Annotated in this window: 20 protein-coding genes; 1 reads left to right on the top strand and 19 read right to left on the bottom strand. The window is 66.0% G+C overall.

What is annotated here, in order from left to right; all coding sequences use genetic code 11:
- Positions 1-59 precede the first annotated feature (59 nt).
- The 17 genes from hsdR to TVD_RS03390 form a co-directional block, all read right to left on the bottom strand.
- Complete coding sequence (gene hsdR / locus TVD_RS03470) at positions 60-2,474, bottom strand: EcoAI/FtnUII family type I restriction enzme subunit R (RefSeq protein WP_047250816.1); 2,415 nt, start codon at positions 2,472-2,474, stop codon at positions 60-62.
- Positions 2,471-3,475, bottom strand: coding sequence for a virulence RhuM family protein/type II toxin-antitoxin system death-on-curing family toxin (locus TVD_RS03465; protein WP_047250815.1), 1,005 nt, complete (start codon positions 3,473-3,475; stop codon positions 2,471-2,473). The genes hsdR and TVD_RS03465 overlap by 4 nt, the downstream gene beginning before the upstream one ends.
- Complete coding sequence (locus TVD_RS03460; RefSeq protein WP_052772670.1) at positions 3,472-4,725, bottom strand: restriction endonuclease subunit S; 1,254 nt, start codon at positions 4,723-4,725, stop codon at positions 3,472-3,474. Before TVD_RS03460 ends, TVD_RS03465 begins: the two co-directional genes overlap by 4 nt.
- The gene (locus TVD_RS03455; protein ID WP_047250814.1) at positions 4,722-6,197 is read right to left on the bottom strand and encodes a class I SAM-dependent DNA methyltransferase; all 1,476 of its coding nucleotides are present in this window, start codon (positions 6,195-6,197) and stop codon (positions 4,722-4,724) included. Before TVD_RS03455 ends, TVD_RS03460 begins: the two co-directional genes overlap by 4 nt.
- Before the next feature lie 445 nt (positions 6,198-6,642).
- Positions 6,643-7,302: a DUF6064 family protein gene (locus tag TVD_RS03450; protein WP_047250813.1), complete on the bottom strand. Its 660-nt coding sequence runs from the start codon at positions 7,300-7,302 to the stop codon at positions 6,643-6,645.
- A gap of 36 nt (positions 7,303-7,338) precedes the next feature.
- Positions 7,339-8,280 carry an aldo/keto reductase gene (locus tag TVD_RS03445; protein WP_205622083.1) on the bottom strand — a complete coding sequence of 314 codons (942 nt, stop codon included), beginning with the start codon at positions 8,278-8,280 and terminating at the stop codon, positions 7,339-7,341.
- Positions 8,281-8,354: 74 nt separating this feature from the next.
- Positions 8,355-9,224 (bottom strand): uroporphyrinogen-III synthase, encoded by an 870-nt coding sequence (locus TVD_RS03440; protein ID WP_047250812.1) that lies wholly within the window; start codon positions 9,222-9,224, stop codon positions 8,355-8,357.
- Entirely contained in the window at positions 9,221-10,675 is a 1,455-nt protein-coding gene (cysG, locus tag TVD_RS03435) for a siroheme synthase CysG (protein WP_047250811.1), read from the bottom strand. Before cysG ends, TVD_RS03440 begins: the two co-directional genes overlap by 4 nt.
- 2 nt (positions 10,676-10,677) lie before the next feature.
- On the bottom strand, positions 10,678-13,368 hold the full coding sequence (locus tag TVD_RS03430) for a nitrate reductase (protein WP_047250810.1): 2,691 nt from the start codon (positions 13,366-13,368) through the stop codon (positions 10,678-10,680).
- 1 nt (position 13,369) lies between these two features.
- Complete coding sequence (gene nirD, locus TVD_RS03425; protein ID WP_047250809.1) at positions 13,370-13,732, bottom strand: nitrite reductase small subunit NirD; 363 nt, start codon at positions 13,730-13,732, stop codon at positions 13,370-13,372.
- Positions 13,729-16,218, bottom strand: coding sequence for a nitrite reductase large subunit NirB (gene nirB / locus TVD_RS03420; protein ID WP_047250808.1), 2,490 nt, complete (start codon positions 16,216-16,218; stop codon positions 13,729-13,731). The genes nirD and nirB overlap by 4 nt, the downstream gene beginning before the upstream one ends.
- Complete coding sequence (locus tag TVD_RS03415) at positions 16,218-17,018, bottom strand: ABC transporter ATP-binding protein (protein WP_019562650.1); 801 nt, start codon at positions 17,016-17,018, stop codon at positions 16,218-16,220. The genes nirB and TVD_RS03415 overlap by 1 nt, the downstream gene beginning before the upstream one ends.
- 25 nt (positions 17,019-17,043) lie before the next feature.
- Positions 17,044-17,982 (bottom strand): nitrate ABC transporter permease, encoded by a 939-nt coding sequence (gene ntrB / locus TVD_RS03410; protein ID WP_018146263.1) that lies wholly within the window; start codon positions 17,980-17,982, stop codon positions 17,044-17,046.
- A gap of 49 nt (positions 17,983-18,031) precedes the next feature.
- Positions 18,032-19,336 (bottom strand): CmpA/NrtA family ABC transporter substrate-binding protein, encoded by a 1,305-nt coding sequence (locus tag TVD_RS03405; protein ID WP_018951308.1) that lies wholly within the window; start codon positions 19,334-19,336, stop codon positions 18,032-18,034.
- A 464-nt stretch (positions 19,337-19,800) separates the two neighbouring features.
- Positions 19,801-21,126, bottom strand: a complete 1,326-nt coding sequence (locus tag TVD_RS03400; protein WP_018650405.1) for a nitrate regulatory protein — start codon at positions 21,124-21,126, stop codon at positions 19,801-19,803.
- A gap of 126 nt (positions 21,127-21,252) precedes the next feature.
- A complete protein-coding gene (locus tag TVD_RS03395; protein ID WP_018167932.1) occupies positions 21,253-21,609 on the bottom strand; it encodes a DsrE family protein in 357 nt (118 codons plus the stop codon).
- Between the two features lie 91 nt (positions 21,610-21,700).
- A complete protein-coding gene (locus TVD_RS03390; RefSeq protein ID WP_019572015.1) occupies positions 21,701-21,943 on the bottom strand; it encodes a hypothetical protein in 243 nt (80 codons plus the stop codon).
- Positions 21,944-22,110: 167 nt separating this feature from the next.
- On the opposite strand from TVD_RS03390, the gene TVD_RS03385 reads away from it, so the two are divergent.
- Positions 22,111-22,668, top strand: coding sequence for a TMEM165/GDT1 family protein (locus tag TVD_RS03385; RefSeq protein WP_018937968.1), 558 nt, complete (start codon positions 22,111-22,113; stop codon positions 22,666-22,668).
- On the opposite strand, the gene TVD_RS03380 is transcribed toward TVD_RS03385, so the two are convergent.
- Positions 22,603-23,355: a TVP38/TMEM64 family protein gene (locus tag TVD_RS03380; RefSeq protein ID WP_018650407.1), complete on the bottom strand. Its 753-nt coding sequence runs from the start codon at positions 23,353-23,355 to the stop codon at positions 22,603-22,605. The genes TVD_RS03385 and TVD_RS03380 overlap by 66 nt on opposite strands.
- A gap of 9 nt (positions 23,356-23,364) precedes the next feature.
- Positions 23,365-24,741: a replication-associated recombination protein A gene (locus TVD_RS03375; protein WP_047250807.1), complete on the bottom strand. Its 1,377-nt coding sequence runs from the start codon at positions 24,739-24,741 to the stop codon at positions 23,365-23,367.
- Positions 24,742-24,771 lie beyond the last annotated feature (30 nt).

The following is a 24,771-nucleotide window of genomic DNA, read 5'->3' as shown; positions in this document are numbered from 1 at the left end:
AGTCTGCATCTGACTTTCTAGTGGTCTCTGTGGAAAGTGGGTGTTCTTTGCTTGTCAGCTCAATACAAGTACTGCTGAAAGTCCACGAACACTTCTCGAATGCTGCTCACCGGGCCCAGCTCGTGCACAGCATCACCGAGGCTGTGGTACTTCAATTCAATCAGCTGGGGGAGCTTCGCCGTATCCAGTTCGCTTACGCCCTGGGCGACATAGTGATCGAGCACGAATCTCAGAAATTCCTGCTGTCTGTAGTCGTGTCCCCGGAAGATGCGCTCCTTGTGGGCATCCACTCGTTCGGCTCGGGTTACCGGCGCCATGTTGAAGGCGATGTAGGCCAATACATCGTATAGGTCACTGTTCTCGGCCTCGATCAGCTTGCCGACTTCGGCCAACTGTTGTGTGCCGTAGCCCTTCTCCTCCAACCCCTCCAGAAGCTTTTCCCGGGTGTCCGGACGGCCCCACAGGCGGCGAAGCTCATCTTCGTCCTGGAACAGCTCCGGCAGATCACCGAACAGTCGCTGGATGAATTCAGCGGCAGAGATGGGCTTGCCGTCCGGACCCCAGAAGCTGGTGGCGCTCATGTGCTGGATGGTCCGTTCCTTGCCATCGGCGAGTCGGATCTTCACCTTGGGGCGTTTCTCGCAGATGCAGGGCCGTTCGCCGCAGACCTCGCAGGGTTCCGGTGGCTCCTTTTCGCAAACACAAGGCCGCTCGCCGCAAACAGGGCAGGGCTGCGGAGGCTCCGTGGTGCAGCTACAAGGGGTGTTGCCGCACTGCTCGCAGGGTTCGGGCGGCAAGGGCTCCCCATCCCACTCCGGATCGTTGAAGTGCTCGTAGGCCTTCACGAAGTCGTGGATCGTGAAGTAGTCCTTGCCCTCAAACAGGCGCGTGCCGCGTCCGATGATCTGCTTGAACTCGATCATGCTGTTCACCGGCCGCATCAGCACGATGTTGCGCACGTTGCGGGCATCCACGCCGGTGGAAAGCTTCTGCGAGGTGGTGAGGATGGTTGGGATGGTCTTCTCGTTGTCCTGGAACATTTTCAGGAAACGCTCGCCTTCCTTGCCGTCGTTGGCGGTCACGCGCTCGCAGTAGTGCGGGTCGGTGCTGGTCTTGAACTGGTTGATCAGGTCGCGCACCGCCAGCGCGTGTTCCTGGGTGGCGCAGAACACCAGCGTCTTTTCACGCGGGTCGATCTGCTCCATGAACAGTTTCACGCGGTAGCGCTCGCGCTCCTGGATCTCGATGACCCGGTTGAAGTCCTCCTCGGTGTAGCGCCGCCCTTGCTCCACCTCGCCTTCGATGATCTCGTCATCCGCCGTGTAGACATAGTCATCCAGCGTGGTGGCGATCTGCCGCACCTTGAACGGCGTCAGGAAGCCGTCGTTGATGCCTTCCTTCAGCGAGTAGATGTAGACCGGCTCCCCAAAGTAGGCGTAGGTGTCGGCGTTGTGCGTACGCTTCGGCGTGGCGGTCAGGCCGAGCTGCACAGCGGGCCGGAAGTACTCCAGGATGCCGCGCCAGTTGCTCTCGTCATTGGCGCCGCCCCGGTGGCACTCGTCGATGATGATGAAATCGAAAAAATCCGGTGGGTAGTCGCCGAAGTTGGGCGCCGAGTGGCCCTCGGCATCGCGCCCGGTCATGAAGGTCTGGAAGATGGTGAAGAACACGTTGCCGTTCTTCGGCACCCGACCCTTCTTGCGGATCACCTCCGGATCGATGCGCACCAGCGCATCCTCGGGAAAGGCGGAAAAGTCGTTGAAGGCCTGATTGGCCAGGATGTTGCGATCCGCCAGAAACAGGATGCGCGGCTGCCGCCCCGGCGTGCCGGCATCACGCGCCGCCAGGCTCCAGCGCGCATGGAACAGCTTCCAGGCAATCTGGAAGGCGATGGCGGTCTTGCCGGTGCCGGTGGCCAGAGTCAGCAGAATGCGATCCCGCCCCGCCGCAACCGCCTCCAGCGCCTGATTGATGGCGTTGTGCTGGTAGTAGCGCGCCTGCCAGAAGCCGCCCTTGTCCTCGAACGGCACGGCCCCGAAGCGCTCACGCCAGGTGTCCTGCACGCCACCGCCCGCGCCGAAAGTCTCCGCCCACAGCTCATCCGGCGCGGGCCAGGCCTCCACAGGACCCTCCGCACCGGTTGCCATGTCCACCCGGTAGATGCCGTCACCGTTGGTGGCGTAGGCGAAGCGCGCCTGCAGGCGCTCGGCATAACGCTTGGCCTGGGCCAGCCCCTCCGTCACCGGCAGGCTGCGCTTCTTGGCCTCGACCACCGCCAGCTTCTGGCCGCGATAGATCAGCACGTAGTCGGCGATGTCCTGCCTGGCGCGCTTGCCGCCACCCTGCAGCCGACCGAGGGTGATCACCTCGCGCCGCACCCGGCTGGCCTCCACCACGCCCCAGCCCGCCTCCTTCAGGGCCGGGTCGATCAGTTCGGCGCGGGTGTCTGCCTCATTGAGGCCGGCCTCGTTCATCCTTGGTCTCCAGCCAGCATATTCATGATCAGGCGGATCATGGTCTCCTTGTTGGCAGGGTCGGACTCGGCCACCAGCAGGGTCAAGGCCGCGAGGCCGACATCGTTGATCATCGGCTCGCCGGACCCATCCAGCAGGCGACCGTTGCGGTGGAGGAAGTCCACGAACAAAAAGGCGGCGCTGCGCTTGTTGCCATCGGAAAACGGGTGGTTCTTCACCACGAAATAGAGCAGATGCGCCGCTTTGGATTCCACGCTGGGGTAGGCGGGCTCACCAAACACACTCTGATCAAGATTGCCCAGCAGCGAGGTCAGGCCATCGCCCCGGTCCCGAGCGAACAGATCGGTGGCTTCGCCGCGCGCCATCAGGTCGGCCTTCAGCCCATCCAGCGCGGCCCGTGCCTGTTCCCAGGAGGGCAGCGTGCCTCCAGTCTGGGCGCGAGGTTCGGTCAGCAAGCCTTCGTCATAGCGTTGCAGTAACAGAAAGGTCTGGGCGTAGCGGCTGACGATATCTACCAGACCACGACCGCTGCCCGCATCCAGCGCCGGGCTTTGCGCGGCCTTGCGCACCAGCGCCAGGGCCGCCTCCAGCTCCTGCGCGTTTTCCTCGAAGCGCTGGCGGTTCAGGGTCCAGCCCTGGGTCAGGTGCTCGCGTAGGACGCGGGTGGCCCACTGGCGGAAGCGGGTGGCACGGCTGGAGTTGACCCGGTAGCCCACCGAGATGATGGCATCAAGGTTATAGAGCTCGATCATGCGTCGTACCCGGCGCGCGCCCTCCTGCTGAACTGTTGCATTTTTTGCAACAGTTGCCTCACGCGCCAGCTCGCCTTCCTTGTAGATGTTACTCAAATGTCGGGATATGACCGATTTGTCCCGGTCGAACAACTCCGCCAGCTGTTGCAGGTTCAGCCAGACGGTCTCGTGATCGGCATCCAGCCGCACTTCGACGGCTTTTCCAGCCTCCTCGAAGATGTGGATGGGAGCCTGGGATTCAGCAGTCATGCGATTTCCTCCACCTGGCGCATGGCATCGGAGGCTGCCTTGCCTGCGGGGAGTTCGCCGGAGAAGGCTTTTTGCAATAGCGACTCCTTTAGTTCTCTTAGGGCTACCAGCTTTCTACGTTGAACGGCGCTCAGCCGGTCAACCTCTAATTCGACCTCTCGGAGAGACTTTGCGATTTTTTCCTGAAGCTCCAGATACGGGATAGAAATGGAGATCGTCTTCGCGCGCGATATGGTGAGAGTGCCTACCGTTGCGCCTTGACTATCAGTTGTCTGGCGCTCGACCAGCGGCGAACGAAAAGCATATTGAATGAAGTTTGCATTGATCGCGCGCTTCGGTCGAAACCAAAGAACGCTCGCATCCTTGAAATAGAACCTGTCTGCCGGTTGCACCACATAACAAATACCAAGGGTCCCAACCGCCGTGACCATTAGGTCGTCAGTCTGTGGCACACCGGTCTTCTCGCCATATTCCTGGAAGCGCCTTTCAGAGATGAAGAGTTCGTTGTCAACTGCACCATTCTCCGCCAGCTTGACGATCTCACGCGCACGGTAAAACGGCACGCCATTCTCTCGCCAGTCCTTCTTATGCACTCGCTTGCTCGAACCGATCTCATAGAGATCGCCGAGCGTAGTTCTATCCCAACCCGGTCGCTCGGCTTGGAATACCGAATCGAGGTAACTCTCAAACAACTCCCGGGCATTGTCGAGGTTTTTTTCGGTGTTGGCGACCGCGGTGTCGATTCCCGCGAAGGCTTCATCGAGGATCACGACGATGCGCTTTTGTTCGGGGAGGGGTGGGAAATCTATCTGGACACTCTTTAACTTCTTAACTGTGAGCGTATCGACCGTAGCTCCGTTAGCCTTATCCAATTGACTTCTGAATCTTGGCGATTGAAGCCAGTAATTGACAAACCTGCTTTCAACCTCGCGTTTTTTCGAAAGCCACAAGACGCTCGCATCTTTGAAATAAAAGCGATCATGGGGCTGAACAATATAAGCGTTTCCTATCGTTCCAATAGCAGTGATGACAATGTCCCCTGCCTTCGGTACTCCAAATCGCTTCTCAAAATCGGCGTAGAGTTCTTCTGATATGAACAGCTCGTTGTCTACGCAGCCGTTGGTAGCGAGCTTGGTGACTTCACGCCCCCGATAAAATGGCACGCCGCTGGTTTGCCATTGCGACTTTAGAACGCGCTTGCTGGACCCAACCAAAAAGAGATCGCCTAGCGCTTCCGTTCTCCAGCTCATAACATCCCCCGAATGCCTTCCAGGATCTCTTCGCTCTCCCGGTCCAGCGTCTCGATCTCGTTGATGATTACCTCGGGATCGCGCAGGGGGGCGGCCTCGGCCTTGTTGGGGTTCTTCACCGACAGATCGACGGTGTCCGGGTCGATGTCCTTGACGTCCACGGTCCAGGAATTGTCGGAATCCTCGAAGCCGGCCTGGCGTGCGACGAAGTCCTGCAGGTCGTTGTCATTGAGCGGGTTGGTCTTGCCCAGGCTGCGGCCGGGGTCGAGCTGGTAGTACCAGATCTGCCGGGTCGGGGCGCCCTTCTCGAAGAACAGCACCACCGTTTTCACGCCGGCGCCGAGGAAGGTGCCGCCCGGGCAGTCGAGGATGGTGTGCAGATTGCAGCTCTCCAGCAGCTCCTTGCGCAGCGCGCGCGAGGCGTTGTCGCCGTTGGACAGGAAGGTGTTCTTGATGACGATGGCGGCGCGGCCACCGGCCTTCAGGTACTTGATGAAATGCTGCAGGAACAGGAACGCCGTCTCGCCGGTCTTGATCGGGAAATTCTGCTGGATCTCCTTGCGCTCCTTGCCGCCAAAGGGCGGGTTGGCGAGGATCACGTCGAAGCGGTCCTTCTCCTGGATGTCGCTCAGGTTCTCGGTGAGGCTGTTGGTGTGGACGACGTTGGGCGCCTCGATGCCGTGCAGGATCAGGTTCATGATCCCGATGACATAGGGCAGGCTCTTCTTCTCCTTGGCGTAGAAGGTGCGGGCCTGGAGGGTATCCAGGTCGCTGGTGGAGAGATGGCTGCCGTCGCCCTGGCCGTCCGGCCCATATCGCAGGTAGTCATGCGCCTCGCACAGAAAGCCCGCGGACCCGGCGGCGGCGTCATAGATGCGTTCGCCGATGCGCGGCTTCACCACCTGGATCATCGCGCGGATCAACGGGCGCGGCGTGTAGTACTCCCCGCCGTTGCGCCCCGCGTTGCCCATGTTGCGGATCTTCGCCTCGTACAGATGGGAAAGCTCGTGCTTCTCCTTCTGCGAGCGGAAGCTCAGGCTGTCGATCAGCTCCAGCGCATCGCGCAGGCTGTAGCCACTGGAGAACTTGTTGCGGATCTCGCTGAAGATCTCCCCGATCTTGTATTCGATGGTGTCCGGCCCCGTCGCGCGCGTGCGGAAGCCCTGGAGATACGGAAACAGATCGTCGTTGACGAAGCCGATCAGATCCGCGCCCGTCAGCGCCTCGTCATGGTCGAACGCGCCATCGGCCGTCTTCGGCGCAGCCCACGCCGACCAGCGATACGGCTCATCGATGATGTACCGGTAGGACTTGCCCACCAGCTCCGCCTCCTGCGCGCGCTCGTACTCCAGATCATCCAGATACTTGAGGAACAACATCCACGACGTCTGCTCCGTGTAATCCAGCTCCGTCGCGCAGCCGGCCTCTTTCCAGAGCACGTCATCGATGTTGCGGAAGGTTTGCTCGAACATTCAGTCACCAGTGCTGTTTGGATGCACCACCCTCGGGTGGTGGGGGCTAACCGCAATTAAGACAGGTTCTGCGATAGGGGTAGTCAGCAGGTTCTGTTTAGCACCCACGCCCGCGGGCGTCGTAAACGCTCATCGGGGCCCAATGGCCCCTGCAGGTGTCGCCTGGGAAGGGGTGCATGGTTCGCGGCGGTTGGTGCTGAATGGCGTGCAAGTGCCGATAACGCCGACCCTGGCCCTGTCGGCCCGCAGGGTCATAACCGGGCGCGTAACCATCGGTGAATTGTGCATTACACGCAGCGGATGCGCGAACCGGTCAGGGAAGTCAGGGGTCCCGCCCAGCACGGGTCGAGAGTTTCGGCATCCATTCTCCTGTGCGGCCGGGAGCTCCAGTGTCCCCTTCGCCTGCTAGCAAGCTCCTGCAGATGCTTTGCGCTGCAGAACCGGATCAGCCGGACAAGCGTCGTTTCTTGCGCCGGAAACGAAGCGCCACCAGCACCGCGAATGATGCAACCCCCAACACTGCGGGGAAGTATTCCAGAGGAAGACCCAGGCCCCAGGCCATGTAGCCGGTGACCAGCGCCCACAGCAGCGGGATGATCGCCAGCACCAGGGGCGGACGCGACGGCACCAGCAACAACAGTCCCAGGGTCAGCAGCATCACCGGTCCCGGGGCCACGCCGACATATTGCAGCTGCGTCCAGGGCGTGCCGGTCAGCGCGAGATCCAGCAAGGGATAGCCCACCAGCGCGTAGACGATCATCAAGACCGCGCCGCCACCCGCGAGCCCACCAGGCCAGCCAAAGCGAGCCTGGCCCATCAGGGTCAGCGCGAACACCAGCATCAGGCCTTGGGCCACGAACACTCCGGCCAGCCACTCGGAGGCGAAGTGGAACGGCGCCAGCGAACCGCCGAAGAAGGCAACCCCGGTCCAGATCCACAGCACGCCCAGCAACAGGCCAATGACACGGCCGGCCGCACGCGAACCCGGAACCACCAGCCCCATAGCCACCAGGGCGAGCAGTGCGCCGATCCCGTGCAGGGGCCAGATCGCGGTGTTGTACTGGCCCAGGATCGCCAGCCAGGTCGAGGCCTCAAACGGCAGCATGTCGGCTCCCCGGTCGCAAGGATTCGGAGGCCAACCCTACAGGTCCTGCACGTACGCGACCATGCGGCGGCGCATCTCGGCGTCCGGCATGGGGCCGTACAGCGCGCCCATGTTCTCCTCCATGTGCGCCACCACCGAGGTCGCGGGGATCGCACAGGTCACGTCCGGGTGCGAGACGATGAACTTGAGCAGGAACTGCGGCCAGTTCTCGCATTCGATCTCCGCCGCCCAGTCCGGCAGCGGATCCCCCGCGAACTGGTTGATCAGCGCCTTGCGCCGAAACGGGCGATTCGCGATCACCGCCACCCCGCGTTCCCGCGCCAGCGGCAACAGGCGCTGTTCCGCTTCGCGATCCAGAATGTTGTAGGTCAGCTGCACGAAGTCCAGGTCCTCGCGCCGCAGGATGCGCTCCAGATCGTCGTGGCGCCGCCCGTGCGAGGTGGTCACACCGATATAGCGAACCTCCCCCGCCTCACGGCGCTCGCGCAGGGTTTCCAGGTGCGCCTCCCAGTTCTGCAGGTTGTGCACCTGCTGCAGGTCTAGGGTGTCGACACCCCACAGATCCCGGGACTCCGCATGCTGGTCGCGGCCGGTCGAGGTGCTGCGCGTCCAGATCTTGGTCGCCGAGAACACGCCCTCCGGATGCGCCAGCTCGCGCAGACCGTGGCCGACCACCGCCTCCGCACGCCCGTACATCGGCGAGGAGTCGATCATCCCGCCACCGCGGTGGAAGAACGTCTCCAGGATCCGGGTACGCACCGCCAGCGTGTCCGGGTCCTGCGGCACGTTGAAGGTAATCCAGGTCCCCATCCCGATCACCGGGATCCTCTCTCCGGACGACGGAATCGGTTTGTGATGCGGCTGGCGCCTCTCGGAAGCGACCCCGGCAAGGGGCCACCCAGCACCGGCCGCCACTGCAGACCCCGCCATCCAGCGCAGGAAGGAACGGCGTGAACGCCGCGAGAAACATTGATTCATGGTCCGGACCACCGAAAGGAAACCCAGACTCGTGGGCCATCCGACCGCTGCACAAGTTCCCTACAGCGCCGTTCTTAGGGAGACGCTGATTGAATCGCGCGTTCGCCTAAATGCCGGGACAGGGCCGAGACCAGGGGCTTCATGAAGTACTGGCCCTCGGGGACCACCGTGGGAGTGATGCCGTGGGCGCGCAGTTCGTCGGCTACCACGGGGCCAATCGCCGCGACCACCGTCCGAGTCAGGGCGGCGAACAGCGCGCCTTCGTGCTCATCGGCACGGGCGACGCGGACTAGACGCCGGACCTGGGCCTGGCTGGTGAAGGCGATGGCATCCATCTCCCCTGCGATCAGGACCTCGATCAGCTCGCTCACACGCCCGGTTTCGGCGGCATCCGCGTAGCGGTAGGGCCAGACAGGGAATGTCTCCGCGCCGGCCTGCTCCAGGAAATCCAGCAGGCGACGGTTGGGTTCCGCGCCGTAGAGCTGTACGCCGATACGCTGGCCGCGCAGGTCCTGCCCGGACAGCGTCTCGATAATGCCCTCGGTGGTCGGTGCGGCGGCCACGGCATCCGGGCGGACCCCAAAGGGCTTCATCGCGCGCCCGGGTTTGGGGCCGCGTACCAGCGTCGGGGTCCGGGTCACGGCCGCCAGCCAGTCGGCCTCGTGGCCGGCGCGACGGGCAAAGCCGGTCAACCGAGTAAAACCCTCGCCAGTCAGGAAGATCAGATGGTCGAATGGCACCTCGATAACCGTGTCCAGCCAGGCCTCGATGGCTACCTGATCGAGGCTGTCGTGGATCGCGACCAGCGGGCAGCGCCATACCTCGGCCCCGCGCCGCTCCAGCAGACCCGCAAAGACCTCCAGCGCCCGGCTCTCCGGGAGTGCGACGCGACAGCCCACAAGCGCGTCGGCGGTCGCATCCGGCATGGCGGACGCGGCATTCACGCCGCGCTCGCCGCCGTGGCCTGCGGGCCCGGCATCGGCTGCGGGAACAACGTGGACGCTCCGGCATCCGGCTGGAACCAGGCCAGGCGCTGGTGGCAGGCGGCGACCTCACCGATCACGATCAGGCTGGGCGAGCCCACCTGTTCGCGCTCGGCACGGGCGGCCAGGGTATCCAGGGTCCCGGTGACCACACGCTGGCGGGCGGTCGTGCCGTTCTCGATGATCGCGGCCGGGGTCCGCCCGGCACGGCCCGCACCCTTGAGGCCCCGGCAGATCTCGCCCACGCCCTTGCGGCCCATATAGAACACCAGCGTCTCGCGGGTGTTCGTCAGCTGCGACCAGTCCACGTCCAGCCGGCCCTCGCGGGTGTGGCCGGTAATGAAGCGCACGGACTGGGCATGATCACGGTGGGTTAGCGGGATGCCCGAATAGGCGGCACAGCCACTGGCCGCGGTGATGCCGGGCACCACCTGGTAGGCCACGCCGTCGCGGGCGAGCACGTCCAGCTCCTCGCCACCGCGGCCGAACACGAACGGGTCGCCGCCCTTCAGCCGAGCCACGCGCTTGCCCTCGCGCGCCAACCGCGAGAGCAGTTCGCTGATCGCCTCCTGTGGCACGCAGTGGTGATCGCGCTCCTTGCCGACATAGAAACGCTCGGCCTCGCGCCGGGCCAGGTTCACCACCTCGGAGGACACCAGCCGGTCATAGACGACCACGTCCGCCTGCTGCAACAGGCGCAGCGCGCGGAAGGTCAGCAGGTCCGGATCACCCGGCCCGGCGCCGATCAGATAGACCTCGCCTGGCGTAGCGGCATCCGCTTCATTCAATTCCTGCTCCAGACGCTCTGCGGCCGCGTCCATACGTCCGGCCAGTGCCAGCTCGGTGGCCGGCCCGGCAAACGCACGCTCCCAGAAGGCGCGCCGCGCGTTCACACTGTCGAAATGCGCGCGCACCCGGTCGCGCAGGCGACCGGCGAGATCCGCCAGACGCCCGTAGCCGGCCGGGATCAGGCTCTCGATCTTCGCGCGCAGCAGACGCACCAGCACCGGGGCACGGCCACCGGAGCCGATCGCGATGGTCAACGGGCCGCGTTCGACGATGGCCGGCAGGATGAAGCTGCAAAGCTCGGGCTGGTCCGCCACGTTCACCGGGATCGAGCGCGCAACACAGTCCTCCGAGACCTGACGGTTAACCTGCTCGTTGTCGGTCGCGGCGATCACGACCGCCACCGGTCCCAGGCACTCGGTTTGATAGGCACCCGGCTCGCGGGTGATCGACTCCGGGTGCGCGCGCAACAAGCGCTCGGCGGCATCACTGTAGTCAGGGGCTCGCAGGCGCACCCGCGCCCCGGCCTCCAGCAGCAGCGCTGCCTTGCGTGTGGCCACCGGGCCGGCCCCGACCACCAGGGCCTCGCGGCCGTGCAACTGCATATAAATCGGCAGGTGTTCCATGCTCATCCCTCCCGCGCCACGGGATCCGTGGGCGCCTCGGATTCTTCATTCAACAGGGTCTGGATCTCGGGGCGGCAGGAGCCGCAGTTGGTGCCGGCCTCGAGGCAGGCACCCACGGCCTCGCAGGTCGCCAGCCCGTGCTCGCGGATCGCCGTGCGGATGCGCGTCTCGTCCACGCCAAAACAGGCGCAGACCAGGCGCCCGCGCGCGGCCTGGCCGTTCGGCGGACGGCCCGTGAGCAGGGCCATGCGTTCGGCATCCGTGATCGACTCGGCCGCGAACAGACCGCCCAGCCATTCGCGCTCGGGCAGGCCGCGGTCGGGCCCCGCGAACAGCACGCAGGCAAGCCGGCCCTCGTGGATGCGCGCGGCGCGGTAGCGCCCGCCCGCGGGGTCGGCGAACTCCAGCCACTCGCCGGGACCATCCAGCCGTGCCCGCCAGTCGGCGATCTCGGGTGGCGCGCCGCGCCCGGCCAGTTCGAAGCGCAGATGCCGCGGGCCGCGCGCGGTCACCGCGTAGTCGGCCTCCGGCAGGCTCACTGGCTCGCGGCTCAGTACGAAGCCGTGCCAGTCCATCGCCGCCGGGCGCACCGAGACGGCCGTGTGCTTGAACGCCGGCTGCCCGGAGACCGGATCGACATGCGCGGGCACCAGGGCATCCACCCGCGCGAGGCGGGCGATCGGGCGGCTCCAGTGCATCGGCACAAACACGCTGCCGGGGCGTTGCTCGCGGCTCACCTGCACCCGCGCTAGCAAACGCCCATGTCGGCTGGTCACCTCGGCCAGATCACCCGCCTGCGCACGGAACAGGCCGGCATCCACCGGATGGATCTCGACGAACGGCTCCGGCTGGTGGGCACTCAGGCGCGGGGTACTCGCAGTGCGGGTCATGCTGTGCCACTGGTCACGGATGCGGCCGGTGTTCAGGCGCAAAGGGTATTCGGCATCGATCGTGTCGGTCGGCGATTGCGGGGTCACGGCTGCGAGCCGCGCACGACCGTTGGCCGTAAAGAAGCGGCCATCGGCGTAGAGCTGCGGCGTTCCCGCCTCGGCTCCGGCGGGCAGCGGCCACTGCACCGGTTCGAGGGCCTCAAAGGCGGCCGCGTCGGTCGCGGCCAGCGCGCCGATATCGAAGTCCCGCGTGCTGTCATTTTCGAACGCGGACAGGGCCGCATGCTCGCGGAAAATCTCCACCGGCTGCGTATAGGGGAAGGCCTCGGCAAAGCCCAGGCGGCGGGCGACCTCGGCCAGCGCCCACCAGTCGTGACGCGCCTCGCCCGGGGGTTCCCGGAACGGGCGCTGGCGCGAGATGCGCCGCTCGGAATTGGTCACCGTGCCGTCCTTCTCGCCCCAGGTGGTCGCCGGCAACAGCACGTCGGCTACGCGGGTTGTCTCGGTCTCGCGCACGCAGTCGGAGACCACGACCAGCGGGCAGTCGCGCAGGGCCCGCTCGAAGCGTTCGGCTTCGGGCAGGCTGAACAAGGGGTTGGTCCCGATGATCCAGATCGCCTTCACCTGCCCCGACTCGACCGCGCGGAACAGATCCAACGCCTTAAGCCCCGGGTTGCGGGCGAGATTCGGTGCATTCCAGAAGCGGCTTACGCGATCCAGGGACACTTCGTCGAAGCCCATGTGCGCGGCCAACTGGCTGGCCAGTCCGCCAACCTCGCGCCCACCCATCGCGTTGGGCTGACCGGTCAGCGAAAACGGGCCCATGCCCGGGCGGCCGATGCGGCCGGTGGCCAGGTGCACGTTGAGGATCGTCCCGGCCTTGTCCACGCCGCTGTCGGACTGGTTGATGCCCTGACAGAACGCGGTAACCGTCCGCTCCGTTCGAGCAAACCAGCGGAAGAAGGTGGCCACCGCCTCGGGGGCCAGTTCGCAGGTCTCGGCGGTCACGGCAATCGACGGGCTGGAGGCGCGGGCTGCCGCCAGGGCGTCGGCGAAGCCATCGACGTGGCGTTCCAGGAATGCCGGGTCCAGCGCATCCTCGCGGCGCAGGTGATCCAGCAGGCCGTTGAACAGCCAGGCATCCGTGCCCGGCGCCAGCGGCAGGTGCAGATCGGCCGCCTGGGCAGTGGCCGTGCACCGCGGATCGATCACCACCAGCTTCATCTCCGGGCGCGCCGCGCGGGCGGCCTGCAGGCGCTGGAACAGCACCGGATGCGCCCAGGCCATGTTGGACCCGACCACCACGACCAGATCGGCCTGCTCGAAGTCGGTGTAGCTCCCCGGCACGCCATCCATGCCGAAGGCGCGGGTGTGTGCGGCCACGGCCGTGGACATGCAAAGCCGCGAGTTGGTGTCGATGTTGGCCGAGCCGACGAAGCCCTTCATCAGCTTGTTGGCAACAAAGTAGTCCTCGGTCAGGATCTGCCCGGAGACGTACAGCGCCACCGCGTCGGGCCCATACCGGTCGATCACGTCGCGAAAGCCTCCCGCGACATGATCCAGTGCTGCGTCCCAGTCGACGCGCACCCCCTCGATTTCCGGGTGCAACAGCCGCCCCTCGTCCCCCAGGGTCTCGGCCAGCGCCGCCCCCTTGGAACACAGGCGCCCGGCGTTCGCCGGATGGCTGGCGTCGCCGCGCACCGCCACCGGAAACTCGGCTCTCGGTGTCGCAGTCACCTCCACACCACAGCCAACCCCGCAATAGGGGCAGGTGGTGCGCGTCACGGCGTCGGATGTGGCCATCTCAGCCCGCCTCGCGGCAGTCAACCACCGGCGCCGCGTCCGAATCGGTGGCGGAGGCGGCCAGGTCCAGCCACACCTGGCCCTCGGTCACACGGACCGGGAAGACATGTGTGCAGCCCGAATCCGCGCCCGTGGCCGCGCCGGACTGCAGGTCGATCACCCAGTTGTGCAGCGGACAGGTCACACGTTCGCCGTGGACGATGCCCTGCGACAACGGCCCACCCTTATGCGGGCACTGGTCGCGCAGGGCGAAGACGCGGTCGTCCGCGGTTCGGAACACGGCGATATCGCCGTTGGGGCCAGCAACGACCCGCGCGCCCAGCGGCGGGATCTCGTCGAGATGGCAGATCGCGGTCCAGCTCATGCCGACACCTCCGGACGCGGGGTCCCCGGCGTGCCATCCGCCGGCCGGATGGGGATGAACTCATGCGCCGCATGGCCGGCGGCCCGCTCGGCCCAGGGATCCACCTGCGCCACCTCCTGCGACTCGAGGAAGCGTGCATACAGCGCGGCGCGGTTCTCGGCGTCATCCACCAGGCGTTCCTTCACCTGCGTCAGCCCGACACGCTCGATCCAGGGCGCGGTGCGCTCCAGGTAGCGGGCGCTTTCGCGGTAGAGCTGCATGAAGGCCCCGGCGTATTCGAGCACCTCGGCCTCCGTCTCCACCTTGCAGAGGAAGTCGGTCGCGCGAACCTTCACCCCGCCGTTACCGCCGACGTGCAGCTCGTAGCCGGAGTCCACGCAGACCACGCCAAGGTCCTTGATCGTCGCCTCGGCGCAGTTACGCGGGCAGCCGGAGACGGCCATCTTGAACTTGTGCGGCGTCCACGAGCCCCAGGTCATCCGCTCCAGCTGGATGCCAAGGCCCGTGGAGTCCTGGGTGCCGAAACGGCACCACTCAGAGCCGACACAGGTCTTCACCGTACGCAGGGCCTTGCCGTAGGCATGGCCGGAGACGAAGCCGGCCTGGCCGAGATCGCGCCACATGGCCGGCAGGTCGCTCTTTTCCACACCCAGCAGGTCGATGCGCTGGCCGCCGGTGAACTTGACCGTGGGCACCTCGTAGCGCTCGGCCACCTCGGCGATCGCGCGCAGCTCGGCCGGCGTGGTCACCCCGCCCCAGATGCGCGGGATCACCGAGTAGGTCCCGTCCTTCTGGATGTTGCCGTGGGCGCGCTCGTTGATGAAGCGCGACTGCGCGTCGTCCTGGTAGTCTTTCGGCCAGGCCGCCAACAGGTAGTAGTTGAGCGCCGGGCGGCAGACGTGACAGCCGTTCGGGGTCTTCCAGTCGAGCGCCGCGAATACCGCGTCCATGGTCTTCAGGCCGTCGCGGGTGATCGCCGCGCGAACCTCGTCGTGACTGTGGTCGGTGCAGGCGCAGACGGGCTTTTTCGCCGGGGCATCGGAGTAGTCACCGCCCAGCGTGGTCGCCAGCAGTGACTCGACCAGTCCGGTGCAGGAACCGCAGGAATTCGAGGCCTTGGTGTGGGCGCGAACGTCCTCCAGCGTGAACAGCTTGTGCTCGCTGATCGCCTGGACGATATCCCCCTTGCACACACCGTTGCAGCCGCAGATCTCGGCGTTGTCCGGCATCGCCGCCACGCGCGAGGCCTCGTCGCCGTGGCCGGAGTCGCCGATATGCGCCTGGCCGAACAGCAGGTTCTCGCGGATATCGGCGACCGGCGTGCCGTCGCGCATCAACTGGAAGTACCAGGAGCCATCCAGGGTGTCGCCGTAGAGCACCGCGCCCTGGATGCGATTGTCCTTCAGCACCAGGCGCTTGTAGACGCCGCGCGCGGCGTCCTGGAACACCAGATCCTCGGTGGTCTCGTCACCGGCGAAGTCGCCGGCGGAGAACAGGTCGATTCCGGTCACCTTGAGCTTGGTCGAGGTCATCGAGCCCTCGTAGCGCCCGATGCCGTACTCCGCGAGGTGGTTGGCACAGACCTTGGCCTGTTCCCACAGCGGCGCGACCAGGCCGTAGGTCGTGCCGCGATGCTGCACGCACTCCCCGACCGCGTAGATCGCCGGATCATACGTCTGCATCGTGTCGTTCACTACCACGCCGCGCTCACAGTGCAGCCCGGCGGACTCGGCCAGCGCGGTATTCGGGCGGATGCCGACCGCCATCACCACCAGATCGGTGTCGACCTCGCTGCCATCGGCAAAGCGCACGCCGGTGACCCGCTCGTCCCCGAGGATCGCCTGGGTCTGGTGCGCCATGCGAAAGTCCATGCCGCGCTCCTCCAGCGAGGCGCGCAGCATGCCGGACGCCGCGGGATCCAGCTGGCGCTCCATCAGGTGATCCATCAGATGCACCACGGTCACGTCCATGCCCTGGCGCATCAGGCCGTTCGCGGCCTCCAGCCCCAGCAGGCCACCGCCGATGACCACCGCGCGCTTGTGTTCACGGCTGGAGGCCAGCATCGCGTCGACATCGTGGATGTCGCGAAAGCCCACCACGCCGTCGAGATCGACACCCGGAATCGGGATCATCACCGGATCCGAGCCGGTCGCCAGCAACAGCCGGTCATACGGCGCCTCGGTGCCGTCCTCGGCGATCACCCGGCGACCGACACGGTCGATCCGCTCGATGCGCTTGCCCTTGTGCAGGGTGATCCCGCGCTCGGCATACCAGGCATCGTCGTTCAGCATGATCTCGTCGACGGTCTTCTCCGAGGCCAGCACCGGCGAGAGCATGATGCGGTTGTAGTTGCCCCAGGGTTCGGCGCCGAACACGGTGATGTCGTACATGTCGGGCTTGAGTTTCAGCAGCTCCTCGACCGTGCGCATCCCGGCCATGCCATTGCCGATCAGGACCAGCCGCGGCTTGTCGTTTGACGTGTTCATTACGCAGCCTCCGCTTCCGGGTTCTTGTGACGCTCGTGGAGGAAGCGCAGGACCTCGGCCCGGTAGTGGTTGTATTGCGGGTTGTCGGCCATCGCCAGACGCTCGCGCGGCTTGGGCAGGTCAATCTCCAGGATCTCGCCGATGGTCGCGGCCGGGCCGTTGGTCATCATCACGATGCGGTCGGACAGCAGCACGGCCTCGTCCACGTCGTGGGTGACCATCAGCACGGTGTTGCCCAGATCCGACTGGATGCGCATCACCTCATCCTGCAGGTGCGCCCGGGTCAGCGCGTCCAGCGCACCGAACGGCTCGTCCATCAGCAGTACCTTCGGCTCCATCGCCAGTGCCCGGGCGATGCCGACACGCTGCTTCATGCCTCCGGAGATTTCGTCCGGGCGCTTGTCGAGTGCGTGGCCCATGCCGACCATCTCCAGCGTCTGCAGGATCCACTCGCGACGCTCGGCCGCCGACTTGGTGCCCTTGAAGGTCTTGTCCACCGCCAGGGCGACGTTGTCGCGCACCGTCAGCCAGGGCAGCAGCGAGTGGTTCTGGAACACCACGCTGCGATCCGGTCCCGGCTTGCTCACTTCCTTGCCGTCCAGGATCACCGCGCCGGTGCTGGTCTCCAGCAACCCGGCGACGATGTTGAGCACCGTCGACTTGCCGCAGCCGGAGTGGCCGATGATGGAGATGAACTCGCCGCGGTCCACGTGCAGGTCGACGTCGCGCAGCACCTCGGTAGCCGAAGGCCCTTCACCAAAGGTCTTGTGGACATGTTCGATGGAGAGATAGCTGGTCATGATGTTTCTCCTGTAAGGGGCCGGCTCAGCCGGCCTGCGTGCCACGGGTAACCCAGTTGCCGACGATGGCAACCAGACGGTCGAGGAAGAACCCGACCAGGCCGACGTAGACGAGCGCGAGCACGATGTCGCTGAGCATGGAGGCGTTCCAGGCATCCCAGATAAAGAAACCGATACCAACACCACCGATCAGCATCTCGGCGGCCACGATCGCCAGCCAGGCGAGACCGATCCCGATGCGCAAACCGGAAAAGACATACGGCGCGGCGGCCGGGAGCATGATCTTGGTGAAGTACTCGAAGCCGTTCAGGCGCAGCACGCGGGCCACGTTCACGTAGTCCTGCGAGATATTCCGGATGCCGACGGAGGTGTTGATGATGATCGGCCAGATCGCGGTGATGAAGATCACGAAGATCGCCGACGGATTGCTGGCCTGGAACGCAGCCAGCGAGATCGGCAGCCAGGCCAGCGGCGGCACGGTACGCAGGACCTGGAACAGCGGGTCGAGTCCGCGCATCGCCCAGGTGGACTGACCCACCAGCACGCCCAGGCCAATGCCGGCGACCACCGCCAGCGCATAGCCATAGGCCACGCGCTCGAGGCTGGCCAGCAACTGCCAGGCCATGCCGACGTCGTTGCCGCCGTAGTCATAGAAGGGATTGACGATCAGTTCCCAGGTGTCGGTAATCACCTGGCTCGGGGCGGGCAACACGGCTCCCGGGGAGGACGCCATCATCTCCCAGATAAGCAAAAAAAGCGCCGTGACGACCACCGGCGGCACCACGACCGCGGCAGTATTGCGCAGGCGCCGGGCCCAGGCCCCGGGATCTGCCCCGGGGCGCGGCTGGGGCCTGGCCGCAATGGTGGTGGCCTTCCGGGCCACGGGCCGGGTGGGCGATGCCTCGACCACCGGGCGCTCGCGCCCGGAGCCGAAGGTCATGGTGCGGTCGAGAATGGCACTCATGGCGGAATCCTCTTGAATCGTTTTTTTCGGGTGTCGTCGGGCCGCCGCGTCAGGACGCGATCGCCTTGATGTCCAGGCTGTCGAGATAGGCCTGCGGGTTCTCGGGATCGAAGACCTTGCCGTCAAAGAAGGCCTCCTTGCCGCGCGAGGTGGACTCGGGGATGTCGGCGGAGTCAATACCGAGCTCGGCGGCCGCCTCGCGCCAGATGTCCTCGCGGTTGACCTCGTCCACCAGCGCCGGCATGTCCAGATCCGGCGGCAGATAACCCCAGCGGATGTCCTCGGTGAGGAACCACAGGTCGTGGCTCTTGAACGGATAGGAGGCGTGATCCTTCCAGTAGCGCATCTGGTCCGGGTGGTCCTCGACCACGCGGCCGGTGCCGTAGTCGAAGTTCCCCTGCATGCGGTCGATGATGTCGCCGTACGGGGCGTGGATGTAGCGCCGGCGCGAGCAGATCTCGGCGACCTCCTCCTTGTTCGCCGGGTCCTCGCAGTACATCTGCGCCTCCATCACCGCCATGGTCAGGGCGCGCGCCGCGTTCGGATGAGCCTCCACCCAGTCGGCACGCATGCCCAGCGCCTTCTCCGGGTGGTTGTGCCACAGTTCGCCGGTGGTGTTGGCGGTGTAGCCGATGCCCTGATTGATCAACTGCATGTTCCACGGCTCGCAGACACAAAAGGTGTCCATGGACCCGACGCGCATGTTGGCAACCATCTGCGCCGGCGGGACCACGATGGTGGCGATGTCGCGGTCCGGATCGATCCCGCCGGCGGCCATCCAGTAGCGGATCCACAGATCATGGGTCCCGCCCGGGAAGGTCATCGCCGCACGAATGTCGTCACCGCCGGCGGCCTTCTCGGCCAGGGCGCCCTTGAACTCCGTGGTGTCGGTGCCGACCTTCAGGTCCGCGTACTCGTCCCCGACCGAGATGCACTGCCCGGCCAGGTTCAGTCGCGCGAGGATCGTCATCGGCGTGCCCCGGCGATGGATCAGGTAGGGCATTGGCGTGAGGATGTGCGAGCCATCGATTCCGCCGCGTTGCGACCCCAGATCCAGGTTGTCGCGCACCGTGCCCCAGGAGGACTGCTTCAGCACCTGCACATCGGGCATGCCGTGAGCGGCGAAAAAGCCCTTCTCCAACGCAATGAACAGCGGTGCGGCATCCGTCAGGGCGATGAAGCCGAGCTTCGCCTCGGTGGTCTCCGGCTTGCCATTGCCGGCCTTCGCATAGCCCCAGGGCGCCGCGCCCGAAAGGCCCATTGCCGTGGCGCCGATTCCGGCGGCCATGCCGCCCAGGAAACGCCGGCGCGACAGGCCGGAGGTGTTCTTCGTGTCGTTCGTTTGATCGGTCATTACGGGTTCACTCCCCTTGTCAGCAAACACATCCCAAAAACGAAAAAAGGCGTCGCATCAGCCCGGCCGCTTGTGCAGCCGGGTGATGGACGCCTTTGTCCAGTCTCACGGGAGCCCCGGTCATCGGGTCTCCCTGTTGTCAGGCGACGAACCGCCGTTGGCTCGTCTTGCCCATACTCCTGCAGGAGGTGTGCCAATTAGCCGTTGCTAGGCGACCCTGCGGGAAACAATCGCCACGTGGCGCGGAAAAATCGGATGGTTTCGAACACCGGGTCGAACGCTTGCGGGAAGCCCGAAGTCCGGAAGCCGATCCCTAAGGCACCAGCCTGGGGCGCACTTGCGGTGCAGTTGACCTGCAATAGTGCGCTGCCAGAGGGCGACCTAACCCGCCGTAGGAGCCGCCTTGGCGGCGAAGCCCCTGCCCGCGCCGGACTTTGGCAGGGGCTTCGCCGCCAAGGCGGCTCCTACAGGCCCTTCCCCAGCAGGTCAGACATGGCGACGGTCGCCTCGGCCACCTCGGCCAGACGCCGGTTCTGGTTCATCGCAGTCTGGCGCAGGAGCTTGTAGGCCTGGTCCTCCGTCAGGCCGCGATGCTGGATCAGCAGGGCTTTGGCTCGCTCAATCGTCTTGCGCTCGGCCAAGGCCTGGCGCGCCGCCTGCAGTTCGTCCTCCACCGACTGCAGACGACTGGCCTGGCGTTGCACCAGGTCCATCACCGAATGTCCGACGATCGGCACATTGAGCGGGTTATCGCCGCCCACGCCGTCGGAATCCAGCCCCTCGGGCGCACCGAAGAACACCGCATACGGCACGCTGTCGCGCAACTCCGACTCGGCCAATTGCGCGATACGGTCACGCACCGCACCCAGGTCCGCGCGATCCGCCACGATGCGCGCGGAGCAGCACTCGTTCAGGTGCATCTCCAGCCGATCCTCGATCTCCTTCATCGCGTCGATACGCGCAGTCGTGCAGGCAAACCACGCCTCGGCCCGGGCCGGGGCCGGCTGGCCATCGGCCTGGGTGCAGGCCTGACGGCGCAGGCGCTCGACCTCGGCGGCGAAGCTCGCGCCCTGTAATTGACGCCAGGCGCCGCAGGCCGATTCCGGGGCAAACTCCGAGAAGATGCGAAACGAACGTTCCTGGGCATCGATACGGTGTAACAGGGCCTGGCGCAGCTCGCCGTCAAACACGCCCTGGCCAAAGCCCGCAGCACCGATCGCGCGTTCCTGACCCGCAAGCTCCTTGCCCTGCATGAAGTTCAAAAGAGCGACCAACGCACCGGAGACCTCCGGGTCAGTAGCCGAATCCGCTGCCTCGAATACCACGGCCAGGAGCGACCGGATCAGTTCGCTGAATCCGCGCATCGCCTCCATCGGCGAAAGCGTGCGCTCGTTGACCTCCTCGCGCAGGCTGGGCAGCCCGGACAGCCCGTGCAGGGCCAGTGCCATGCGCCCCAGCAACCGGCTGCGCGCGTGGGCACAGGCCCCCGGCTGTAACCAGCCATCAAGGTGTTCGCGAAAGGCCGCCGCCGTGGTGTCGGATTCGGTTCGATACTGCCCCAGCTCCTCGGCATAACGCTGGCCAGCCGAGCCGATCCAGAGGCTGGAAGCGCCGCGTTCACGCTGCAGTTGATGCACCAGGGCACGGATGCACCCGACCAGTTGCACGGCCTCCAGCAGGCGCTCCAGGCTCACTACCTCGCATTTGCGCGAGGCGACCAGGAAGTCGCCAATGGCCTCTTCATACGAAACGCTCGGGGACAGGGTATTCGGGGGGAGATTCTGACTCATGCTCATGATCCGCGGATGCCTCGCGGAACAAACAAGCATGCAATGTGCCAGTTCGGGGCACTGGCAGGGGCGGGAGATCAGAACGAGCGGGGGATCACACCCCCGCCCGCGAGCAACGATGAACGATTAGAAGCTCATCGAGCGGTCGAAGTCGGCGACGGCCTGGACGTACTGGCCCATGCCGGCCATCTCGGCGTTCGGCAGGAAGTTGTGTTCGCCGACGTCGCGGCCCTTGGCGCAGGCCTCGCAGGCCCAGAACGGGACGCCTTCACTGACCAGTGAATCGACGATGTCCTTCATTGCCGGCATGTTGTGGCCGACGATCTTGTCGTAGACATTGCGGTTGGCGATGTTCACGGCCTCGCCCTGCAGCCAGACGGTCACGTCATGGCCCTGCTGCTTGGCCACGTTGGCGGCAATCATGCCGAGCGTCGCACGGGTGGGGTCGTCGGTACCGGCGGTGACAGCAACAATAAAGCGCATGGAGTTCTCCTGAGTGCTTGAAACGTGCTGCAACCGTAGCGGCAGGCACGCCCGGCGTCGATTTCCCACAAGCTGCGGAGAAACACTCGGATCAGGGCCTGCCCCTAACCGTAACGCTGGTCCGGTAGAGCTTGAAGGCCATCAACAGCCAGGGGATGGCGTGCATGACCAGGTCGAGGATGTCCCACAACCGGGTCAGCTCGCCGGCGAGCAGCCAGCGCAGCTTCTCCGCGACATGCGGCTCGGGGATCCAGGGGGCCAGGCCCAGCGTGGCCACCAACAGGGCAAACAGCCACAGCGGTGCGCGATCTACCCAACGTACGAAGGCTTTCATCGCGCGCATCCTACCCAAGGCCCGCGCACGGCGCAGCCCGTTCTTGCCGGTAACGGGGCCGCCTTCTACACTTTTGCCTGCTTCAGGGGGGCGCGACGCGGCAGGCCCGGGAACCCCCTGGCCTCACCACCGCGGTCCGCAGTAGCCGCCCGGTCCGGAAGACCATCATGGAAGCCCTGCTCGTCTCCACCGTCATCGTCGCCATCGCCGAGATGGGCGACAAGACCCAACTCCTCGCGCTGCTCCTGATCTGCCGCTACCAGCAGACCTGGCCCATCATCTGGGGCATCGTGGTGGCGACCCTGGCCAATCACTTCCTCGCCGCGCTGGCCGGCGTCTGGATCGGCGCCAGCGTGCCGGACGAGTGGCTGCGCTGGGGGCTGGGGCTCGGGTTCATCGTCATGGCCGCCTGGGTGCTGGTGCCGGATAGCGAGGACGAGCTGCCCGCCCCCTCGAAACACGGCGTGTTCTGGACCACCACGGTGCTGTTCTTCCTGGTCGAGATGGGCGACAAGACGCAGGTGGCTACCGCCGCGCTGGCCGCGACCTTCGACAACCTGATCCTGGTCGTGATCGGCTCGACCATCGGTATGGTCCTGGCCAATGCCCCGGTCGTATGGCTGGGCCAGCGTTTCGCCTGTCACCTGCCGCTGCGGCTGCTACGCGCGCTCGCGGCGCTGCTGTTCTTCGCCCTGGGCCTCGGGGTACTGCTGGCCTGGGTCTGAGTCCGAGTGCAGCATCTTCTGTCCCAGCCAGATGCGCCGCACCAGGCGCGGCAGCAACAGCAGCAATGCCAGCACCGCGAGCAGCGCCAGACCCAGTTGCACCCCGCTGTCGGCACCACTGGCCACCTCGCGGGTGGCATGCCCCAGCCAGGCATAGGCGAACAGGCCCGGGATCAGCGCCACCACCGTCGTCAGTGCAAACACGGGCAGCGGCAGGCGCACCAGTCCCAGGGCATAGTTGGTGGGCGCAAACGGAAACACCGGTACCAGCCGGGTCAGGGCCACCACGCGCCAGCCCTCGGCCTCCACATCCTCGCGCAGCCGGGTACTGCGCGGCCCCATGCGCGGAACCAGCCAGGGCTGCAGCCAGGTACGGGCCAGCATGAAGGCGATGACCGCCGCCACGGTGGCCGCCAGCAGACTCAGGGCGCCACCGGTGAAGGGACCGAACAAGGCCCCGCCCAGCAGGATCCAGAAGGTGCTCGGCAGCGGGAACAGGGCCAGCACGACAAACGCCAGCACGAATACCAGGTAGGCCCCAGGGCCCCAGCTGAGCAGCCAGACTTCCAGCTCGCCCAGCGGAACGCCGAGACTGGGCCACTCGGTGGTCAACAGGATCCACGCCAGCGAGACCCCGAACAGGATCGCCGCGACCGTCAGCCAGCTCTTGTGATGTCGAATCCTCATGTCACCCCGTCAGCCCCCGTCCCCGGGGTCTTCACCGCCGCCGCGCAGACGCTGCAGACGCTCCGCCAGCGCGCGCTCGGTACCATCCCGGCGCGGACTATAGAAGCGCGCTTCTTCCAGCCCTTCGGGCAGATAGACCTGTCCGCGCGCAAACCCGTCCGGTTCGTCGTGGTCGTAGCGATACCCGGCACCGAAGCCCTCGGCACGCATCAGCTCGGTCGGGGCATTGCGCAGGTGCAGGGGCACGCCCGCGCTGCCGCTGTCGCGGATCGCGGCCCGCGCGCCGTTCAGCGCGGCATAGGCGCTGTTGCTCTTGGGTGCGGAGGCCAGTTCGATCACTGCCTGTACCAGCGCCAGATCGCCTTCCGGCCGGCCCAGACGTTCCATGGTCTGCCAGGCCGCCAGCACTCGCGCACCGAGGCCAACCGCGGCCAGGCCAATGTCCTCGTAGGCCATGCGCAGCAGGCGGCGACCGAGGTAGTCCGGGTCACAGCCCGCATCCAGCATGCGGGTGAGCCAGTACACCGCGGCGTTCGGATCGGACCCGCGCACTGACTTGTGCAGGGCGGAGATCTGGTCGTAGAAGGCATCGCCCTGACGGTCGAAGGCCAGTGACTGCGCCCCCATCACCGCGCGCAGCGCGTCGCCGGTGATGGCGCCATCGCGCGCCAGGTCCGAGGCGGTCTCCAGCCAGTTCAGGGCACGCCGGGCATCGCCGTCCGCGGCGCGCGCAAGACGCTGACGCTCCTCCGGGTCCAGCGTCAGGCCGCGCCCGCCCAGACCGCGCTCGGGGTCATTGAGGGCCCGGTCGATCAGGGCCTCGATGGCCTCCGCCCCGACCGCCTCCATGCGATAGACCCGCGCGCGCGACAGCAGCGCGCTGTTGAGTGCGAACGAAGGATTCTCGGTGGTCGCGCCGACGAAGGTCAGCGTACCGTCCTCAATGTGCGGCAGCAGGGCGTCCTGCTGGCCCTTGTTGAAGCGGTGGATTTCGTCGATGAACAGCAGCGTCCCGACACCATTGCGGCGGCGGGTCTTCGCGGCTTCGACGACCGCACGGACGTCCTTGACCCCCGCCAGCACGGCGGACAGCGTGACCAGGCGCTGGGCTCCGGCCGCCGCCACCAGCCGCGCGAGCGTCGTCTTGCCGCAGCCGGGCGGGCCCCAGAGGATCATCGACGGGGTCTGGCCCTGCTCGATCGCCTGGCGCAGCGCGGCATCGGCGCCGACCAGGTGGTCCTGGCCGACCATCTCGTCGAGCCGCGCCGGACGCATGCGCTCGGCCAGCGGCGCCGAAGGATCCAGGGCTACCGGGGCCGGTTCGGGTTCGGGCGAGGCCACGTCCGGATCGGGGCCGAACAGATCGCCTTCGGGGGAATCACTCATGGAGGGATTGTAACCCCTCGAGCCGAAGAG

Source organism: Thioalkalivibrio versutus (assembly GCF_001020955.1).
GTDB classification, from domain to species: domain Bacteria; phylum Pseudomonadota; class Gammaproteobacteria; order Ectothiorhodospirales; family Ectothiorhodospiraceae; genus Thioalkalivibrio; species Thioalkalivibrio versutus.
This window is presented reverse-complemented; position numbering and strand designations above follow the sequence as displayed.

Bases quoted from the DNA above. Each gene is read 5' to 3' on its own strand.
- TVD_RS03385 (WP_018937968.1), top strand. From the start codon at position 22,111: ATGGAAGCCCTGCTCGTCTCCACCGTCATCGTCGCCATCGCCGAGATG.
- TVD_RS03400 (WP_018650405.1), bottom strand. From the start codon at position 21,126: ATGAGTCAGAATCTCCCCCCGAATACCCTGTCCCCGAGCGTTTCGTAT.
- nirB (WP_047250808.1), bottom strand. From the start codon at position 16,218: ATGAACACGTCAAACGACAAGCCGCGGCTGGTCCTGATCGGCAATGGC.
- TVD_RS03395 (WP_018167932.1), bottom strand. From the start codon at position 21,609: ATGCGCTTTATTGTTGCTGTCACCGCCGGTACCGACGACCCCACCCGT.
- TVD_RS03390 (WP_019572015.1), bottom strand. From the start codon at position 21,943: ATGAAAGCCTTCGTACGTTGGGTAGATCGCGCACCGCTGTGGCTGTTT.
- TVD_RS03465 (WP_047250815.1), bottom strand. From the start codon at position 3,475: ATGACTGCTGAATCCCAGGCTCCCATCCACATCTTCGAGGAGGCTGGA.
- TVD_RS03450 (WP_047250813.1), bottom strand. From the start codon at position 7,302: ATGCTGCCGTTTGAGGCCTCGACCTGGCTGGCGATCCTGGGCCAGTAC.
- TVD_RS03430 (WP_047250810.1), bottom strand. From the start codon at position 13,368: ATGGCCACATCCGACGCCGTGACGCGCACCACCTGCCCCTATTGCGGG.
- cysG (WP_047250811.1), bottom strand. From the start codon at position 10,675: ATGGAACACCTGCCGATTTATATGCAGTTGCACGGCCGCGAGGCCCTG.
- ntrB (WP_018146263.1), bottom strand. From the start codon at position 17,982: ATGAGTGCCATTCTCGACCGCACCATGACCTTCGGCTCCGGGCGCGAG.
- TVD_RS03460 (WP_052772670.1), bottom strand. From the start codon at position 4,725: ATGAGCTGGAGAACGGAAGCGCTAGGCGATCTCTTTTTGGTTGGGTCC.
- TVD_RS03445 (WP_205622083.1), bottom strand. From the start codon at position 8,280: ATGAATCAATGTTTCTCGCGGCGTTCACGCCGTTCCTTCCTGCGCTGG.
- TVD_RS03415 (WP_019562650.1), bottom strand. From the start codon at position 17,018: ATGACCAGCTATCTCTCCATCGAACATGTCCACAAGACCTTTGGTGAA.
- nirD (WP_047250809.1), bottom strand. From the start codon at position 13,732: ATGAGCTGGACCGCGATCTGCCATCTCGACGAGATCCCGCCGCTGGGC.
- TVD_RS03455 (WP_047250814.1), bottom strand. From the start codon at position 6,197: ATGTTCGAGCAAACCTTCCGCAACATCGATGACGTGCTCTGGAAAGAG.
- TVD_RS03405 (WP_018951308.1), bottom strand. From the start codon at position 19,336: ATGACCGATCAAACGAACGACACGAAGAACACCTCCGGCCTGTCGCGC.
- hsdR (WP_047250816.1), bottom strand. From the start codon at position 2,474: ATGAACGAGGCCGGCCTCAATGAGGCAGACACCCGCGCCGAACTGATC.
- TVD_RS03380 (WP_018650407.1), bottom strand. From the start codon at position 23,355: ATGAGGATTCGACATCACAAGAGCTGGCTGACGGTCGCGGCGATCCTG.
- TVD_RS03375 (WP_047250807.1), bottom strand. From the start codon at position 24,741: ATGAGTGATTCCCCCGAAGGCGATCTGTTCGGCCCCGATCCGGACGTG.